The 17,794-nt window shown below is 41.3% G+C and carries 16 protein-coding genes; 1 reads left to right on the top strand and 15 read right to left on the bottom strand.

Annotated features, from left to right (window positions below; translation table 11 throughout):
* Positions 1–174: 174 nt before the first annotated feature.
* The 5 genes from ACFX4X_RS12215 to ACFX4X_RS12195 form a co-directional block, all read right to left on the bottom strand.
* On the bottom strand, positions 175–1,134 hold the full coding sequence (locus ACFX4X_RS12215) for an ABC transporter permease (protein WP_089364410.1): 960 nt from the start codon (positions 1,132–1,134) through the stop codon (positions 175–177).
* On the bottom strand, positions 1,135–2,178 hold the full coding sequence (locus tag ACFX4X_RS12210) for an ABC transporter permease (protein WP_284471250.1): 1,044 nt from the start codon (positions 2,176–2,178) through the stop codon (positions 1,135–1,137).
* Complete coding sequence (locus ACFX4X_RS12205) at positions 2,171–3,706, bottom strand: ABC transporter ATP-binding protein (RefSeq protein ID WP_089364408.1); 1,536 nt, start codon at positions 3,704–3,706, stop codon at positions 2,171–2,173. The genes ACFX4X_RS12210 and ACFX4X_RS12205 overlap by 8 nt, the downstream gene beginning before the upstream one ends.
* A 214-nt stretch (positions 3,707–3,920) precedes the next feature.
* Positions 3,921–5,021 (bottom strand): BMP family lipoprotein, encoded by a 1,101-nt coding sequence (locus ACFX4X_RS12200; RefSeq protein ID WP_089364407.1) that lies wholly within the window; start codon positions 5,019–5,021, stop codon positions 3,921–3,923.
* 162 nt (positions 5,022–5,183) lie between these two features.
* The gene (locus ACFX4X_RS12195; RefSeq protein ID WP_377383746.1) at positions 5,184–5,909 is read right to left on the bottom strand and encodes a GntR family transcriptional regulator; all 726 of its coding nucleotides are present in this window, start codon (positions 5,907–5,909) and stop codon (positions 5,184–5,186) included.
* A 312-nt stretch (positions 5,910–6,221) separates the two neighbouring features.
* On the opposite strand from ACFX4X_RS12195, the gene ACFX4X_RS12190 reads away from it, so the two are divergent.
* Positions 6,222–6,521, top strand: coding sequence for a DUF6509 family protein (locus tag ACFX4X_RS12190; protein WP_377383743.1), 300 nt, complete (start codon positions 6,222–6,224; stop codon positions 6,519–6,521).
* Between the two features lie 30 nt (positions 6,522–6,551).
* Here ACFX4X_RS12190 and ACFX4X_RS12185 read toward each other — a convergent pair whose 3' ends face one another.
* From ACFX4X_RS12185 to ACFX4X_RS12140, 10 genes are all read right to left on the bottom strand, one after another.
* Entirely contained in the window at positions 6,552–8,882 is a 2,331-nt protein-coding gene (locus ACFX4X_RS12185; protein WP_377383740.1) for a DNA translocase FtsK, read from the bottom strand.
* Positions 8,883–9,121: 239 nt separating this feature from the next.
* Positions 9,122–9,349, bottom strand: a complete 228-nt coding sequence (locus ACFX4X_RS12180; protein WP_061462460.1) for a YlzJ-like family protein — start codon at positions 9,347–9,349, stop codon at positions 9,122–9,124.
* Positions 9,346–10,092, bottom strand: coding sequence for a ClpP family protease (locus ACFX4X_RS12175; RefSeq protein WP_061462459.1), 747 nt, complete (start codon positions 10,090–10,092; stop codon positions 9,346–9,348). The genes ACFX4X_RS12180 and ACFX4X_RS12175 overlap by 4 nt, the downstream gene beginning before the upstream one ends.
* A 124-nt stretch (positions 10,093–10,216) precedes the next feature.
* Complete coding sequence (locus ACFX4X_RS12170) at positions 10,217–11,887, bottom strand: ribonuclease J (protein ID WP_089364985.1); 1,671 nt, start codon at positions 11,885–11,887, stop codon at positions 10,217–10,219.
* A gap of 304 nt (positions 11,888–12,191) precedes the next feature.
* Positions 12,192–13,061, bottom strand: coding sequence for a 4-hydroxy-tetrahydrodipicolinate synthase (dapA, locus tag ACFX4X_RS12165; RefSeq protein WP_061462457.1), 870 nt, complete (start codon positions 13,059–13,061; stop codon positions 12,192–12,194).
* Between the two features lie 48 nt (positions 13,062–13,109).
* The gene (gene dapG, locus ACFX4X_RS12160; protein WP_317776822.1) at positions 13,110–14,330 is read right to left on the bottom strand and encodes an aspartate kinase; all 1,221 of its coding nucleotides are present in this window, start codon (positions 14,328–14,330) and stop codon (positions 13,110–13,112) included.
* A gap of 98 nt (positions 14,331–14,428) precedes the next feature.
* On the bottom strand, positions 14,429–15,487 hold the full coding sequence (asd, locus tag ACFX4X_RS12155; protein WP_284471255.1) for an aspartate-semialdehyde dehydrogenase: 1,059 nt from the start codon (positions 15,485–15,487) through the stop codon (positions 14,429–14,431).
* 204 nt (positions 15,488–15,691) lie between these two features.
* A complete protein-coding gene (locus tag ACFX4X_RS12150; RefSeq protein WP_125161963.1) occupies positions 15,692–16,294 on the bottom strand; it encodes a dipicolinate synthase subunit B in 603 nt (200 codons plus the stop codon).
* Entirely contained in the window at positions 16,291–17,193 is a 903-nt protein-coding gene (gene dpaA, locus ACFX4X_RS12145; protein ID WP_284472095.1) for a dipicolinic acid synthetase subunit A, read from the bottom strand. The genes ACFX4X_RS12150 and dpaA overlap by 4 nt, the downstream gene beginning before the upstream one ends.
* Positions 17,194–17,422: 229 nt before the next feature.
* Positions 17,423–17,692, bottom strand: a complete 270-nt coding sequence (locus ACFX4X_RS12140; protein WP_061462452.1) for a YlmC/YmxH family sporulation protein — start codon at positions 17,690–17,692, stop codon at positions 17,423–17,425.
* Positions 17,693–17,794: the final 102 nt, after the last annotated feature.

Raw genomic sequence — 17,794 nt, 5'->3', positions numbered from 1 at the left:
CTTTATTAGCTTATTGTTTGTAGATCGGGACCCTTTTAAACATCTACTTAAAATATACATGTGAAAGGAAAAATCATGCAAGTTACAGCTACTTTTTTTGTTTTATCAGCCCGATCTTTTGCTTAAACAAAAGAAAAAACCGGCCAGCACAGTTTGCTGACCGGTTAAGATAACTTATCTTTTCCCTTTGATGTATGGCTGTCCGGATGCTTTCGGAGCATCTGCACGTCCAATGAAACCTGTTAGTGCAATGATCGTCAGAACATATGGCATAATTAATAAGAAAACGGATGGTATATCTTTTATGAATGGCAGACTGGATCCGACAATGCTTAAACTTTGTGCCAAGCCAAAGAATAACGCAGCTCCCATGGCCCCAAGTGGATTCCATTTACCAAAGATCATTGCGGCAATGGCCATGAAACCTTGCCCATTTATTGTCGTATGACTGAAATCATTCGCAAATAAAGTCGCGTGGATTGCTCCTCCGATACCAGCAAAAGCTCCTGAAAGAAGGACAGCCTGATAACGGATCTTCGTTACATTTACGCCCATTGTATCCGAAGCCATCGGATGTTCCCCTACAGCCCGGAGACGAAGTCCAAATGGAGTTTTAAAAATGATATACCAAACGATAATTGCTACGATAATGGCAAGATATGCAATATAGTAACCATTTGAGAAGAAGATTGGACCAATAAAAGGAATATCACTTAACAAGGGAATATCTATCCTCGGGAAAGTCTCCGTAATTATATCCGTCTGCCCTTTATCATAAATCTTCTTTACTAGAAATAATGTGAGTCCAACCGCCAGTAAGTTTATAGCAACCCCACTTACCGTTTGGTCCGCTCGGAATGTTATCGATGCCACTGCATGAAGAGCTGAAAATAGCAGGGAAGCAAGCATGGCGACAACAACGGATAGCCATGGTGTCCAAACTCCAAATACATCTGCATACATTAAGTTAAAAACGATTCCTGTGAAAGCCCCAATTACCATTAACCCTTCTAACCCTATATTGATAACACCCGACCGTTCAGAAAACACACCACCAAGCGCAGTGAAAATCAGCGGGGCAGCATAAGCAATCATGGACGGAATGATGATTTGTAACACTTGATAAAAGTCCACTTATTTCGCCCCCTTCTTAAAGCGTTGCACAATCCAACGAATAAAATAACTTGATGCAACAAAGAATATGATTAATGCTATGACAATATCAACAATTTCACTTGGAATCCCGGTCTCCAATGGCATATTGATTGCCCCTGCTTTAAGACCACCGAACAAGAAAGCAGCTAACACGACCCCAATCGCTGAGTTGCCTCCTAGTAAGGCGACCGCAATCCCGTCAAAGCCGATTCCCGTGAATCCACCTTTAATGGCTGCATAGCCGAAAGTGCCTAAGCCTTCCATAGCTCCAGCAAGTCCTGCAAACGCACCAGAAATGACCATAGAAAGAATAATATTTTTGTTTACGCTCATACCCGAATATTCCGAAGCCTGCTGATTAAACCCAACAGCTTTTAATTCGAAACCGGTTTTTGTTTTTTCCAGGATGAACCACATGATGAATACACAAATGATCGCTATAAAGATTCCCCAGTGAAGACGGGAGAAGTCTGTTAAACTCTCAAAAAATGGAGAACGAAGAGATGCTGTTTCAGCAATCCGTTCAGTTTTGTCCTGGTTATCAGAAATAACATTTTGAATTAAATAATTCGTAACATATAAAGCAGTGTAATTAAGCATGATGGATACAATTACTTCGTGCACACGGAATTTAGCTTTCAAATACCCAGGAATAAAAGCCCATAGAGACCCAGCTGCAGCACCAGCAAGCACTGCTAATGGTAAGTGAATGATCTTAGGAAGATCAAAAGCTACACCGACCCAAACCGCTGCAAGCCAACCTACAATTAATTGACCCTCTACTCCAATATTGAACAGTCCTGTCCTAAAGGCGAAGGCAACGGCTAAACCAGCAAGAATATAAGGAATGATCGTCCTTAAGGTTTCTCCAGCATAGTAGGAATCACCTAGGATTCCCGCTAACATTGCTCCATAACCTTCAACCGGATTATACCCACTGACCAACATGATAATGGCACCGGCGAGCAATCCGAGTATGACAGCAAATAATGGACTCGTTAACTTATAAAAATATTTAGACATTCTCTCTTTCACCTGCTTCCGAACGCTTACTTCCAGCCATTAATAATCCCAATTCCTGTTCTGTTGTTTCTTTAGGATCAACTATTGCAACGATTTCCCCTTCATAAATAACAGCGATTCGATCACTGACATTCATTATTTCATCTAATTCAAAAGATATGAGAAGTACAGCTTTCCCCGCATCACGCTGTTCAATCAATCGACGGTGGATGAACTCGATTGCACCAACATCCAATCCACGTGTGGGCTGTGCTGCAATTAGTAAATCAGGATTCCGGTCGACTTCACGACCGATAATTGCCTTTTGCTGATTACCGCCTGATAGTGCCCGTGCCGGTGTATATTCATTAGGGGTCCTGACATCATATTCTTTTATGATAGTACGAGCTTTTTCGAATATTTTCTTCGAATGTAAAATGCCTCCTGTTGAAAAAGGCTCTTGATAATAAGTTTGTAGCACGATATTTTCCCCAATGCTGAAATCAAGGACAAGACCATGTTTATGACGGTCTTCAGGTATATGTCCTACTCCAGATTCGGTGATTTTACGCGGTTTCATATTTTGTATTTGTTTTCCGTTTAATGTTATAGTACCTGAAGCCACTTTCTTCAATCCTGTAAGTGCTTCGATAAGTTCAGATTGTCCGTTCCCATCCACTCCGGCAATACCGATAATTTCACCGGCACGAACTGATAGGTCAAGGTTATGAACAGCTGATACACCACGGGAATCCTTCACTTCCAGATTCTTCACTTCTAAAACGACTTCTTGCGGAATTGCTACCGATTTATCTGTTTTAAAAACCACATCCCGTCCAACCATTAAACTGGCTAGTTCATCAGGATTTGTATCCTTTACATTCACTGTACCTATACCTTTACCTTTTCTAATAACCGTGACTCGGTCGCAAACTTCCATAATTTCTTTTAACTTATGTGTAATCAGGATAATCGACTTTCCTTCTTTAATAAGAGCTTTCATAATTGTTATTAACTCTTTTATTTCCTGGGGTGTCAAAACCGCAGTAGGTTCATCAAAAATCAGAATTTCAGCACCACGGTACAAGGTTTTCAAAATCTCTACTCTTTGTTGCATCCCCACCGATATATCCGCAATTTTCGCATCTGGATCTACGCTTAAATGATATCGTTCAGAAAGTTCCCTTACCTCTTCACTCGCTCCCTTTACATTCACTTTTCCATATTTCGATGGTTCTTTTCCTAGAATGATATTTTCGGTAACTGTAAATGGATCAACCAGCATAAAATGCTGATGCACCATCCCAATTCCGAGGTCATTGGCAACATTCGGACTTGTAATCTGAACAATCTGCTCATTTACTCGGATTTCGCCCTGTTCTGGTTGATATAATCCGAAAAGCACATTCATGAGCGTGGATTTACCAGCTCCATTTTCACCTAGCAATGCGTGAATTTCCCCTTTTTTCACTTGAAGGGTTATATTATCATTTGCAATAATACCAGGAAATTCTTTGCGTATATTAAGCATCTCAATTACATGTTCCACGTATAATCAACTCCTATAGAAATGAGGATTCTGATACCTAACTAGGAGATATGATAAATTCCTAATAGTTCTCATTAATTGGTTTTTTTTTACAAAAAACCAAATGAAAAACTACAAATTTTTTCATAGTCTTTCATTCGGCTTTTTTTCAGTATGAAAAGGATTTGAAGGCCTTTGACAGGCCTTCTTCTCTCCTTATCATGTTATGCTTGAATTATTTAAATCCTAATTCCTTCAACTCTTTTTCTGTTCCAGGAGTTTTTTGTTCACCAGATTTAATTTTTTCAACATATTCTTCAACCGCTTTTAATGATTCCTTGGTTACATTTTCTTGAGATTTTGAAATCATGATTCCGTTTTCTTCAAGACCATATTCAATGGTTTCTCCACCAGGGAAGTTACCCTCTTTTGTCTTTTTCGCTAAATCTTGTACTGCTACATCCACTCGTTTTACCATGGAAGTCAAAGTGACATTGTAGTCCTTGCCATTGACTTTCAATGCGCCTTCTTCTTTTTGGTCACGGTCTACCCCGATAACCCAAATGTCTTTTTTAGGATCTTTTTTCTTCAATTCCTTAGCAGATGTGAAGACGCCGTTTCCAGTTCCGCCAGCTGCTTGGTAAATGATATCAATTCCTGAAGAATACATGTTGTTGGCCATTTGTTGTCCTTTTGCCGCATCACCAAACGATCCTGCATATTGTGCTGTAATTTTTGCATTAGGATTAACAGAGAGAACACCAGCTTTAAAGCCTACTTCAAATTTCTTAATTAGTTTAGAATCCACACCACCGATGAAGCCAACTTTATCCGATTTTGTCTGCAAGCCAGCAATAACACCTACTAGGAATGAACCTTGCTGTTCTTTAAAAACGATGCTTGCTACGTTATCTTGTTTAACAACACTATCAACGATCGCAAAATGAGATTTAGGACGCTGTGTTGCTACTTCATCAACAGATTCGGCTAATGCATAGCCGATAGCGTAGATAAGATTGTAATCTTCTTTAACAAGAGTATTTAGGTTCGTCGTATACTCGGAATCTGATTTTGACTGAAGGTAATTATAGCCGTCTTTTCCTTTTTCCAATCCATTGTCTTTTCCAAACGCCTGAAGGCCTTCCCAAGCAGATTGGTTGAAGGATTTGTCATCGATACCACCAATATCGGTTACCATCGATACTGTGAAGTTATCTTTTTTGTCTTTTCCATTTGAAGATTTTTTATCATCATTCTCTGAATTACCACATGCTCCTAGTAGCGTTCCAGCTGCAAGAACAAGTGAAAGAGCTAGGCCTAATTTGCGCTTTTTCAAATTTTTATCCCCCTAAAATACATAGTTTTTTGAGCAGGAATGTTCTGAAAAGTCATTCATGTTGGCGTTTTCACTTCTCTTTAAATTTTTTTTTACAAGCGTTTGACCGACTTTTAAGGAATCGAACAAACGCTTGCATTCACCGTATGCAGACTAAAAGGACTACACCCGTTTACGAAGGACATGAAAACTGAACATATTGGCTTTAAAGTAGTTAACAGAATACAGGATAGGCTGGTCCCAATCATCCAGATGCATCTGCTTTAGAACGAGGAGTGCGGCTTCTGGCGAACATTTAAGGATAGGAGAAACTATCTCATGATATCCAATAGGCTCAATCTCTGCTACGGCATGCGTAATTTTTCGATTCGCATCTCTTTCCAAAATATCAAAAAGAGACTCATCATTACGGTCAAAATTTTCTGATAGTATTGATTCAGGAATTTTGTCAACACAGTAGACAACTGGTTCGCCATTCGCTGTCCTTACACGTTCAATGATGACGATGCGTTCATCTGGTGAACAAGAAAACCTTTGTATATCCTCTTCTGTAGCTTCTTGGGTCGTCGAGCTTAAGAAAATCGTACCCGGCTTCATTCCTGCCTCTTCAATCATGTTCGTGACACTTTTTAATTGCTCGATACCTGAAGTGAAGCGAGGTTTTGGATTGACAAAGGTCCCAACTCCATGGCGGCGAATGATGACGTTTTCTTCTTCTAAAATTCGCAGCGCTTCTCGAAGTGTCGCCCTACTCACTCCCAATTTTTTTGCAAGATCGAATTCTGAAGGGAATTTTTCATTTTCCTGATAGACTCCTGCTTCAATATCCTGCTTCAGGTAATCAATGACCTGCAAATATAAATGTCGACTATCTGATTTTATTGACATACAGTTTCCCCCAGCTAATTTCTTAAGACATCAGACCTCTGATGTTGAATCATTCCTACTAATCGAAAATAATATAACATTTTTTTTGATATAAATAAATAGTGTTTTACTATTTACTTTAAAAGAATTTAGGATAAATTACCCTCCTCTGTGTCTTTCCATCTAGGGATGGCCGCGAAAGTTGTACGATTATTCTCCTAAATCAGATATTTTTTTTTTTTGAAAATGCAAGATGAATGCAGCCAGCTTTCTTTTCAAGGCACCGTTTTCCTGTATAATAAGATTTATCTTCTTTGAAGGGATGTACACATGATGTTAAAGATTACAGAATACACGATTGAAAAATTGAATGATCCATTCGGAATTTTATCCGGGGAGCGTTACGAGTTGTTCTTGGATATTGAAGTGCCGGAAGAGGATGAGCTCTTTTCGGAAAATGGTTTATATATCCGGGTACTTTTTGTAGTGGAAGAACAAATAGGCAAGCTGATTAAATATGATATTTTTGAAAAAGGGAACGAAGCCGCACTCGAATTCGATTTAGAGGAAAATGAAGAAGTGATGATTTCCGACTTCTGTCTTAAACATTTAGATGAGGCGATGAAGAATTAAAAAACCGGGCAGCCGCCCGGTTTTTTTTTCCTATGATAAATGCGCTTCATCCTGTTCATCTTTAGTGACCAATACATTTCGTGGCTTACTGCCTTCATATGGCCCGACAATTCCCCTCGTTTCCATTTCATCAATCAATCTTGCTGCCCGCGTGTAGCCAATCCGGAAACGGCGCTGCAGCATGGAAACGGATGCGGTCTGCATTTCTATGATCAAGGACACGGCATCCCCGTATAAACTATCTTCGACTTCACCATTTGAAGTTTCTGCAATTTCATCCGGTATCATCTCTTCGTTATATTGGGCTTTTTGTTGTGAAATGACATATGTGACAACTTCCTCGACTTCATTGTCGGATAAAAAGGCCCCTTGGACGCGAACGGGTTTAGAAGCTCCTGCAGGCAGGAAGAGCATGTCACCCCGCCCTAACAGTTTTTCGGCACCGCCCATGTCCAGGATCGTTCTCGAATCGGTCATTGATGAGACACTAAAAGCAATCCGAGATGGGATGTTCGCTTTAATGACCCCTGTAATAACATCTACGGAAGGCCGCTGAGTGGCTATTATCAAATGGATGCCTGCAGCCCTTGCCATTTGCGCAAGCCGTGTTATGGCATCCTCAACATCATTCGAGGCGACCATCATCAAATCTGCCAGCTCATCGACAATGACTACGATATAGGGCAGGAGCGGTTGCTTTGCATCTTCTTCAATGTTATATCGGTTAATATAATCGTTGTAACCTTCAATATTACGCGTACCAGAATGTGAAAATAGCTCATAGCGCCTTTCCATTTCACTGACTACTTTTTGCAAGGCCTGTGCAGCTTTCTTTGGATTTGTCACTACAGGTGCGAGTAAGTGGGGAATTCCATTATAGACATTAAGCTCCACCATTTTTGGATCGATCATCATCATTTTCACTTCATGCGGTTTTGCCCTCATCAAGATACTCGTGATAATTCCGTTGATACAAACGGATTTTCCGCTGCCCGTAGCTCCAGCTACTAGTAAATGCGGCATTTTATTGAGCTCCGCCTTAACCGCTTCACCAGAAATATTCCGCCCTAGGCCTATTTGCAGTTTTGCATCAGGCTTGTCAACTTCTTTGGCCTCCAACACTTCCCTTAATGACACCATCGCCACTTCGGAGTTAGGAACTTCAATTCCTATAGCCGATTTACCGGGAATCGGCGCTTCGATCCTAATATCCTTCGCGGCCAGTGCAAGGGCTAAGTCATCGGAAAGGCTGACAATCTTACTTACCTTCACCCCTACATCCGGATGCACTTCATATTTGGTTACGGCTGGGCCTAAATGCACTTGAGTGACCCTCGCTTTCACTCCAAAGCTATGAAATGTGCGTTCAAGCTTTGCCGCATTTTCATGGATCAATTGGTACTCTCCGCTTTGGTCCGTTTTTTTGGGCTGTAATAATAATGAAAGCGGAGGTAAAAGATATTCTTTATTTTCCACTTCAGTAAAATTCATAGGCGGAACGGCATCTTCCTGCTCTTCTGCACTTTCAGCTGCAGGTTCCGTCGCAAAGGGAATTACTTCAGTTTCGTCGCTATAGGCTTTATCAGCAAAGCTGGAAATGATCCGTTCCGTCGCCATTTGCTGTGTCTCCTCTTCTTGATGAAGGGGCTGATCCGTTTCTTCCTCCGGATCTTTTTCTCGTTTCTTCTTTTTTACGGGATTTTTTTTCTTTTCTTTTTTGTCTTCATTCCACGTTTTCATATCAACACTGAATTCAGACCATTGCTTACTGAAAAAACCGCCAAGACCCATGAAAAACTTCCCGAGGGTTTCACCTAAAGTTTTCCCGGTCAATAATACAGCACCTACAATGATAAAAAGGAATGAGATGATTTTCGATCCAGCTTCGTCGAATAAAAAGTATGAGGAAGCGAATAATATCGCTCCAATCATACCGCCCCCGAGGTCCTTTGTGCTGGCCTTGCCGGTCACTTCCATCCAAAATAGTTCCCATGTATTCGAAATGACGCTGGGCTTCGTAAACGGGCCCCCATCTGCAAGCATGTTAAACAGCGTCACATGACTTAGTAAGAGCATGCTCGCGACAAGGAAGTACATCCCGATGAATTGCCGTTTCAACAGGAAAGGGACCTCCCTCCTTATCATCAAATAGAACCCAGCTGCAATCGCTCCCAACAAAAAGAGGATATACCATTCCCCCATGAAGAAGCGGATTAAAAAGACCGTCCCTTTTCCAACTGCTCCTAGCTTGGCAATGGCAATGATGGCCAACCCTATTAAAGTGAGGCCGATCAATTCATATTTAAGCGTTATTTTTAACTTCTCTGTACTTTTCTTTTTTCTGCGTTTCTTCTTTGCCATAATATCACCTGATTCTTCATGAAACTATTCTAACTTTCCTATTCAACATCACAACATGATTTCCCTTCACGAAACAAACGTTCGCTTATTGATTATACCAAATAAATATGTCCCTGTCCTTGATATATGTACCATTTCTTCTTAAGGCTGACAATTTGCCCGTATAATGAATAAAGCAGCCAAGCGGCTGCTGATTTTCATTCCAGTATATCATAATTTACCTCAGTTAGTCGTTTTTACTAGGTACTCATATGTTCGAACACATTGATGACAGCTCCCGGCTGAATGTGTACATTCATATAATCTTCTGGATCCGTGCTCACAATTCGATCAATGCGAAACGTGCGTCCACCGTCATGTTCAACCATAACATGTACACCATTATAAATCATTTCTATTAAGTTTGCCGTCTTTTCATGGTGATGAGGGAAAATGACATCATCAGGAACGATCGTATAAAGCGTCATTGCAGAAGCCCCTCCCCTTCCCCAGCTATTTTTGGCCTTCTTTCATCCATGAAGCTATTTAGTTTTCTCATGGCCTGGCCCACTCCTCCTACATCATCGATCATACCTATTTCAACTGCCTCGGCCCCGATTACATTCGTGCCTATATCACGGGTTAAATTTCCTTTAGCAAACATTAAATCCTTAAAACTTTCTTCCGTAACATTGGAATGCCGCGTAACAAACTTAATGACTCTTTCCTGCATTTTATCCAAGTATTCAAAGGTTTGAGGCACACCAATGACTAGACCGGTCAAACGAATGGGATGAATCGTCATCGTTGCTGTTTCTGCTATATAGGAATGATCACACGAAACTGCAATCGGCACACCGATTGAATGACCTCCCCCAAGCACAATCGAGACAGACGGCTTGGACAGTGAAGCCAGCATCTCTGCGATGGCCAGTCCCGCTTCGACATCTCCTCCAACTGTATTTAAAATGACAAGAAGCCCCTCAATATTGGGATTTTGTTCAATTGCCACAATTTGTGGAATAACATGTTCATATTTGGTCGTTTTATTTTGAGGCGGCAGCTGCATATGTCCTTCAATTTGTCCAATGATTGTTAAGCAATGGATTTTTGAGTCCTGAGATAGTTGCGGGACATTAGTAGCCCCCAGCTGCTGGATCTTTTCGACTAAAGTTGAATTCTTACCTTCCTGCCGGCCTTCGTTTTCATTTGGTAATGGTGCATTATCCACTATGCCAACCCCTTTCTTCTTAGCCTATAGCTTTATTATGTCTCGAGTCTCGGACTTCATTCTTCAAGATATAAGAGGTTTGAATCGAAAAAAAAGAACCCCTGTCAAATCAGGGGTTCTTTACTTAATATTCCATGATGATTGGTAAAATCATTGGACGGCGTTTCGTTTTTTCATAGAAGAATTGGTTCAATGCATCACGCATTTCCTGCTTCAAAGTGGACCAATCGAAGGGTTGGCGCGATCCATTTTTTTTCACGATTTCACTTACTATTTCAGTTGCTTCCCCAATCATTTTTTCTGATTCGCGTACATAAACGAATCCCCTTGTAATGATTTCAGGTCCTGCTGCAATGCTTTTATCCTGACGGTTCAATGTGACGACTACAATCAAAATGCCATCCTGGGATAACAAGCGACGATCACGAAGAACGATATTACCAACATCTCCAACACCACTGCCATCTATCAAGATATTTCCTGCAGAAACTTTGCCGGATAGACCCATTTTATTGCCCTTTAGTTCGATGACATCACCTTTTTCGGCAATTATGATGTTTTCCCGTTTAATCCCCGCGGCAATCCCAACTTTTTGATGGGCATATAATTGGCGGTATTCCCCATGTACTGGGATAAAGAATTTAGGATTCATCAAATTGATCATCATTTTCAGTTCTTCCTGGCTGCCGTGCCCGGTTACGTGCACTTTATATTTATTAGCAGATACCACTTCCGCACCTACCCTGTACAGCAAATCGACGGTTTTTGATAAGATAAGTTCGCCGCCCTGAAGTGGTGATGCACTGATTAGAACTGTGTCTCCCTTTTTGATCGTTACCTGCTTATGAGTCTGTTTTGCCATTTTTTGAAGGGCTGCAATTGGCTCCCCCTGATGACCTGTCGATAACACGACGATTTCACGGTCGTCATACTGGCTAATTTCATTAATTGGGATGATCAGCTCTTCTTCGACCTTCAGGTAGCCAAGATTCAAGGCTGTTTCATAAACGCGTTGCAGACTTTTTCCTACCACTGCAACTTTCCTGCGACTTGCAGACGCTGCATTGAAGACATGCTGAATCCGGTTGATGTTAGAAGCGAAGCACGCAACGATGATCCTTCCGGAGGCAGCAAGGAAAGCCTCTGTAATATCTCTGGCCACAACTGCTTCTGATGGCGTGTAACCTGGCCTCTCAGCACCCGTACTATCCGAAAGCAAGCATAGGACACCTTCTTCACCTATACTAGCCATTTTACCGATTTCGGGTTTATAAAGACCGGTCGCAGCTTGGTCAAATTTGAAGTCCCCTGTATATACGATTGCACCTTCACGCGTGTGGATCACGACTCCGACAGAATCAGGGATACTATGGTTAGTCCGGAAAAAAGACACGGCTGCTTGAGGGAAACTTAAAAGAGAATCGGAATCGATTTCAGTAAATGTTGCCCTGCCGTTAAAGCCATCTTCCTTTAATTTGGTTTTGATTAAAGCAAGTGTAAGCTTTGTTCCATAAACAGGAACCGGTAAGTATTTCAAAACATAAGCAAGAGCTCCCATATGGTCTTCATGACCATGTGTAATGAATATCCCCTGCACCCGTTCCTTATTATCCATCAAATATGATATATCAGGAATAACCGCATCGATTCCCAGCATTTCCTCTTCTGGCAGCATTAACCCTGCATCAAGAAGATAGATGTCCTCATTCACCTCAACGACGTACATATTTTTACCAAGTTCCCCTTGTCCTCCAAGAGAAATGACTTTTATCCCATTATTTTTATCTTTACCCAATCGAATATCCTCCTTAAAAAATCCCGTTCATAATTTCCCAATGATTTCATTATAACTGATGTTCAAAAAACATGACAACACTTACCATTTTCAGAGGGACTTTTTCTTTTATTCATTAATAAAACTTTGCATGTATGTATGGGACATTCATCCCATGTACTATTCGAATGGTTTTATCCTCTTTCGATCGAATTTTGGAGGAAATCACAATATACAACCAAAATGCGGAAAATATATCCTATTTCAAATACATCTTTATGTAAAAACAAGCCAATCTTCAACGATCAGCTTGTTCCGTGTATTTTTATTTTTTTAATATCGAAGTTAAGGCAAGACGCTCCTGCTCCGTCAATGGCACGATTGGAAGTCTGACCGATCCAACGTCTATTCCATATAACTGAAGAGCTGTTTTGACAGGTGCCGGGCTTGGCGCTGCAAACAAACCTTTAATAAGCGGTAACAGTTCCTGATGCAGCTGAGCCGCCTCTTTCAGGTTACCACTGATGAAAGCCTCCACTATTTTCTGCAACTCATTACCAGCAATATGTGAAGCAACCGAAACTACACCCACACCACCAATCGCTAGTACAGGGAGTGTTAAAGCGTCGTCTCCACTATATAATGCAAAATCATCATCCGTTCCTGCTATGATTTGAGACATAGCGTTTAAATCCCCGCTTGCTTCCTTTACGGCTACGATATTAGGAATTTGTGCAAGGCGGATGATCGTTTCCGGTTCAATGTTAACCGAAGCACGCCCAGGGATATTATATATCATTACAGGGAGAGTGGTGCTGGCTGCAATAGCTTTAAAATGCTGGTACAGACCTTCTTGATTCGTTTTACTATAATACGGGGCCACCAGCATAATTGCATCGGCGCCATTTTGTTCTGCTTTTTTTGTCAACTCAATGGAAGCATACGTATTGTTGCTCCCTGTACCCATGATGATGGGCACTCGTTTTTCAACCACCTTAGAAACATGACGCAATAATGCGATTTTCTCCTCCGAAGATAAAGTTGGAGATTCCCCTGTTGTTCCCGATAGCACAAGTGAATCCGTTCCATTCGTCAATAAGTAATTAACCAATGTAGTCGTTTTTTGAAAATCTACATTTCCCTTGCTATCAAAAGGGGTGACCATTGCGGTTGATACTCTACCAAATATCATCATCTAACACCTCTTTATTTTTTAAAACCTTTATTTATTAAAAAACCATGATTAGTGGACTTCATGCAGTTGAAATGCATCGTGCAGTGAATTAACAGCTTCAATTAAATCTTCTTCTTTTACGAGTACCCAAATAGTCGTATGGCTGTCTGCAGACTGAAGTATGGCAATTTCCTTCTCGGAAAGCGCTGTGACAATCTTCGCTGCAACGCCTGGTACTCCGTTGATGCCTGCACCGACTACGGAAACTTTGGCACAATTTCGTTCAATGACCGGTTCATGACCAAGCTCGGCCAAAATCGAGAGGGCCAGTTCTGTCATCTCTTCCGAAACTGTATAAACCACGCCACTTGGATAAATATTTATAAAATCCACTGAAATGGAGGCATTGGCCATTGCTTTAAAAACTTCTGCCTGTAGATTGTATTGATCTTTTTTTGCACGCACCTTGATTTGAGTGATTTTTGGAACATGGGCAATCCCGGTAACAAGCCTTTCACGTATGTCACTACCCTGGCTTTCCTTGTTCACACTTGTAACAAGTGTTCCCAAACCTTCGCTGTATGTTGACCTTATCCGAATCGGGACTTTGGCCTGCATGGCAATTTCAACAGCTCGCGGATGAATCACTTTCGCCCCTTGATATGCCATATTGCAAACTTCCGTATATGAAACGATTGATAATGGACGAGCTTGATCGGCAATACGTGGATCTGCCGTCATGATTCCTTCCACATCCGTATAAATATCGACCCGCTCAGCTTGCAAAGCCGCACCTAATGCAGCAGCTGAAGTGTCACTTCCACCACGACCAATGGTGGTGATATCCCCATTTTTAGCTGCTCCCTGGAATCCTGCTACAACGACAACATCCTTCACTTCCAGTTCTTTCATGAGACGGTCACATTTCATTTCGATTATTTTCGCACTGGAATAGTCGGAATTCGTCAAGAACCCCGCTTGAGCTCCAGTATAGGCGACGGCTTCAATACCGTGTTCCAATAGCATGTTCGTAAACACGACAGAAGATATCGTTTCCCCTACTGACATAAGTAAATCCTGTTCTCGTTTTGAAAGGCTGGCTTTTGCTCCATTTACTAAAGAAAGTAAGGTATCCGTTGCATAGGGATCGCCTTTTCTTCCCATTGCTGAAACCACAACCACCACTTTATACCCTTCTTTGATCGCATTTTCAATATGCCCTTTTGCAAATGAACGGCTTTTCTCATCACGAACGGATGTCCCACCGTATTTCTGGACGATAATTTTCATAATATGCACCCCAAATATAAGCCAGCTTCCCGATTAGGGAAGCTGACAAAAACTCTCTATCCTATAGGAAATTAATTTTCAAGTTCGTTAAGAATAAATTAATCCTTAACTGTAACTAAACCTAATTTCAAAAGGCTTTCTGCAATTTGAACAGAATTCCAAGCTGCTCCTTTTAATAGATTATCGGAAACCACCCATAAATGGAAGCCTTTATCTTCATCCAAATCTTTGCGGATCCGACCGACGAATACATCATTCTTGCCGACGGATGAAGCAGGCGTTGGGTAAATTTGTTGTTCCGGTTCATCTTCTAACACTATTCCAGGTGCCATCCTCATTAAATCTTTGATTTGAGAAGCCGCTACGCCTTCTTTTTCAACTTCAATGTAAACAGATTCTGAATGACCTGTTACAACAGGAAGCCTTACGCATGTTGCAGCTACTGGAAGGTCATGCATATGCATGATTTTCTTTGTTTCATTGATCATTTTCATCTCTTCGAATGTGTACCCATTTTCTTGGAATTTATCGATTTGGGGAATGACGTTAAAAGCGATTTGATAATGCTTTTCGTCCCCTTTTACCGGTAAAATTTTCGGATCTATTTCTTTTTCATCAAGCAAGTCGCGAGCTTGTTCTTTTAATTCATTTATCGCTGCAGCCCCTGCACCCGAAACAGCCTGATAGGTAGAGACGACAACTTTTGATAATCCGTATGTCTGACGGATAGGTTCTAATGCCACAACCATTTGGATAGTTGAACAATTCGGGTTCGCAATGATCCCATTATGCAGTTTCAAGTCTTCAGCGTTTACTTCAGGCACGACTAGCGGCACATTTTCATCCATGCGGAACGCGCTGGTGTTATCCACTACTATTGCTCCGCGTTTCACTGCTTCTGGAGCCAATTCCTTAGACACGCTTCCTCCAGCACTGAATAATGCGATATCAATGCCTTCAAAGCTTTCAGGTTTTGCTTCCTGCACTTCGATTTCTTCGCCCTTAAACTTAAGTTTGATTCCAGCGGAACGAGCCGATGATAAAAAGATGATTTTCTTAATCGGTAAGTTCCTTTGTTCGAGTGTTGAAATCATTTGTTGTCCTACTGCTCCAGTTGCTCCCACAACTGCAATACGCAATCCCTGTGTCTCAGTCATTTATACATACTCCTTTTCTATCTCTTAAAATTAGTTTATAGTTGGATTTACTCTTCTTGTTCAGAATATCATTTATTTTATCACATTAACATTCCAAAGGGTCGGACTTTAACAAAATATTCTGGTAGTGGAGTGGTTTTTTATAACTTTACACTACAAAGTTATGCATATTTGTGAAAATGGGAGCGTGCCTGAAAACTTGTTTTAGTCTAAATCATCCTTGAACCTTTCGACGATGACCGGTTGAACCTGTTCCCTTTCCAGTGCCGCAACGATCGTATCCCTTATCATACTCATCCTTGCAACCATGGAACTTGGCTTTCCTATTGGATTATCCTGGCCATATGGAACAAAATAAATATCTTTTGCTGCCATCAGCCTCATTAGATTGACACCATTTAACCCAAGTGCATCATTCGTTGATATAGCGACCACAACTGGACGGTGATTTCTCATCGTCGCTTTTGCAGCCATAAGTACAGGCGAATCGGTAAGAGCATTTGCCATTTTACTCATTGAGTTACCTGTTAAAGGAGCGATTACCATGCAATCAAGTGGCAATCTAGGCCCTAATGGCTCTGCTTTGACGATTGTATCAACGACATGATTCCCCGTCAATGTTTCAATCCTTTCGATCCAGTCCTCGCCCTTTCCAAAACGGGTTTCCGTGTTCTGTACAGTCGATGTTACGATTGGAATGACTTCCGCCCCTTCATTTACAAGTTTTTCTATTTCAGGAAATACTTCATCATATGTGCAATGTGATCCTGTTAATCCGAAACCGATCCGTTTCCCTTGGAGACTCATAGTTTTTTCCCCTTCCTTTTCATAAACTCGCCTTGAATCAATAGTCCCAGTGCATTTGCTAATATCTGACCAGCCGTTTTCGGGGCAACTATACCCGGTAGGCTCGGTGCCAACAGCGCTTTAATTCCCCTTTTTTCAGCGTAGCGAAAATCCGTCCCCCCTGGTTTTGAAGCAAGGTCGATGATTAATGTATGAACGGGCATATTGGATATAACTCTTGCGGTAATTATCGGAAAAGGAATCGTATTGATACATATATCAACATTTTTCATTTCTTCAGCAAGATCATTTAAATGAAAAGGGGTTAGTGCCATTTCACTGATCCTCGCAATATCTTCGCTTTTTCTTGCCCCCACCTTCACTTTTGCTCCAAGGGCCTGGAATGACCGGGCTACACTCATACCGACCCTTCCCAGCCCAAGAACAGCTACATTCGATCCATGGATAGTAAAATCCGTATGTTGAATGGCCATCATGATCGCACCCTCTACAGTGGGAATGGAATTATAAATAGCCACATCATCACGTTCGAACAATAGCACCAGTTTGCGATCCGCTTTCTTAAATATCCCATTGAGGTAATCGTTACTGATTCCTGCATAAAAAATGCAATGTGCCGGGGTCTTTTTTATCATTTCTTCAGTCAAAACAACCTCTTCACTGGAAAAGATCGTTTCCACTTTTCCATCTGAATCCGTGCCCCGGACAGGTAAAATAACTGAATCAATTTCCTTGAAATTTATATCTTTCATTTTTTCCTTAACCGCACCGGTAAAAGCATGGTCGAGCTGTTCAAACCCTACCAATAATAGCTTCGCATCAAGCTCCGTCAGTTTACGGACAACTTCAAGCTGACGCGCATCTCCACCAATTACAGCGATTTGCATGCCTGTGAGCATTAAAACCGTCACCTTCTTTATATAAAAGATCCTAAACATTCCCCGCCTCATGATAAACTTCCCTCAAGAAGCAACTCGGTTTTTGCTACATTCTCTAGTTACCCTGCCATCTTATGTTTTCACTTAAAAAACGGTGATAAGAAAAGAAAAAACGCCTTAGCCATTGCCAGCTAAGGCGTTTTCGAGAGACCATATCCAGACATTCCAAGGAGAATGGTGTGTGAGGTCTTCACCCGTCCATTTGCTCTCCATCTTTAAGTGAAAGTCCTTCCTGAAAATCAATGATGACCATATCTGATCCGATTTTTTTTATATGTTCCCATGGCACTCTTATTTCACTGCCATTCCTTAAAAGGCCGAACCATTTGACAGAAGGGATGATCAACGTGGTAATTTGTCCAGTTTCATCTATTTCCAAATCCGTCTGACCAAGGATTCCCAATCTTTCCGCCCTATTCACATCGACTATTTCCTTACCGCTCAGTTCGCTCAATCTCAATTATAGCTCCCCCTTTTTCACCTTCTATTCAATCTATATCCGAAAAAGGGAAACTTAGAAGGCATTTATCCAAATATTGTCCATAACACCGGCCCGGCCCTT

It is taken from the genome of Peribacillus sp. YIM B13481 (genome assembly GCF_042787985.1).
Taxonomy (GTDB): Bacteria; Bacillota; Bacilli; order Bacillales; family DSM-1321; genus Peribacillus; species Peribacillus simplex_A.
The sequence above is the reverse complement of the archived record's forward strand: the minus strand, read 5'-3'. Positions and strand labels throughout refer to the sequence as shown.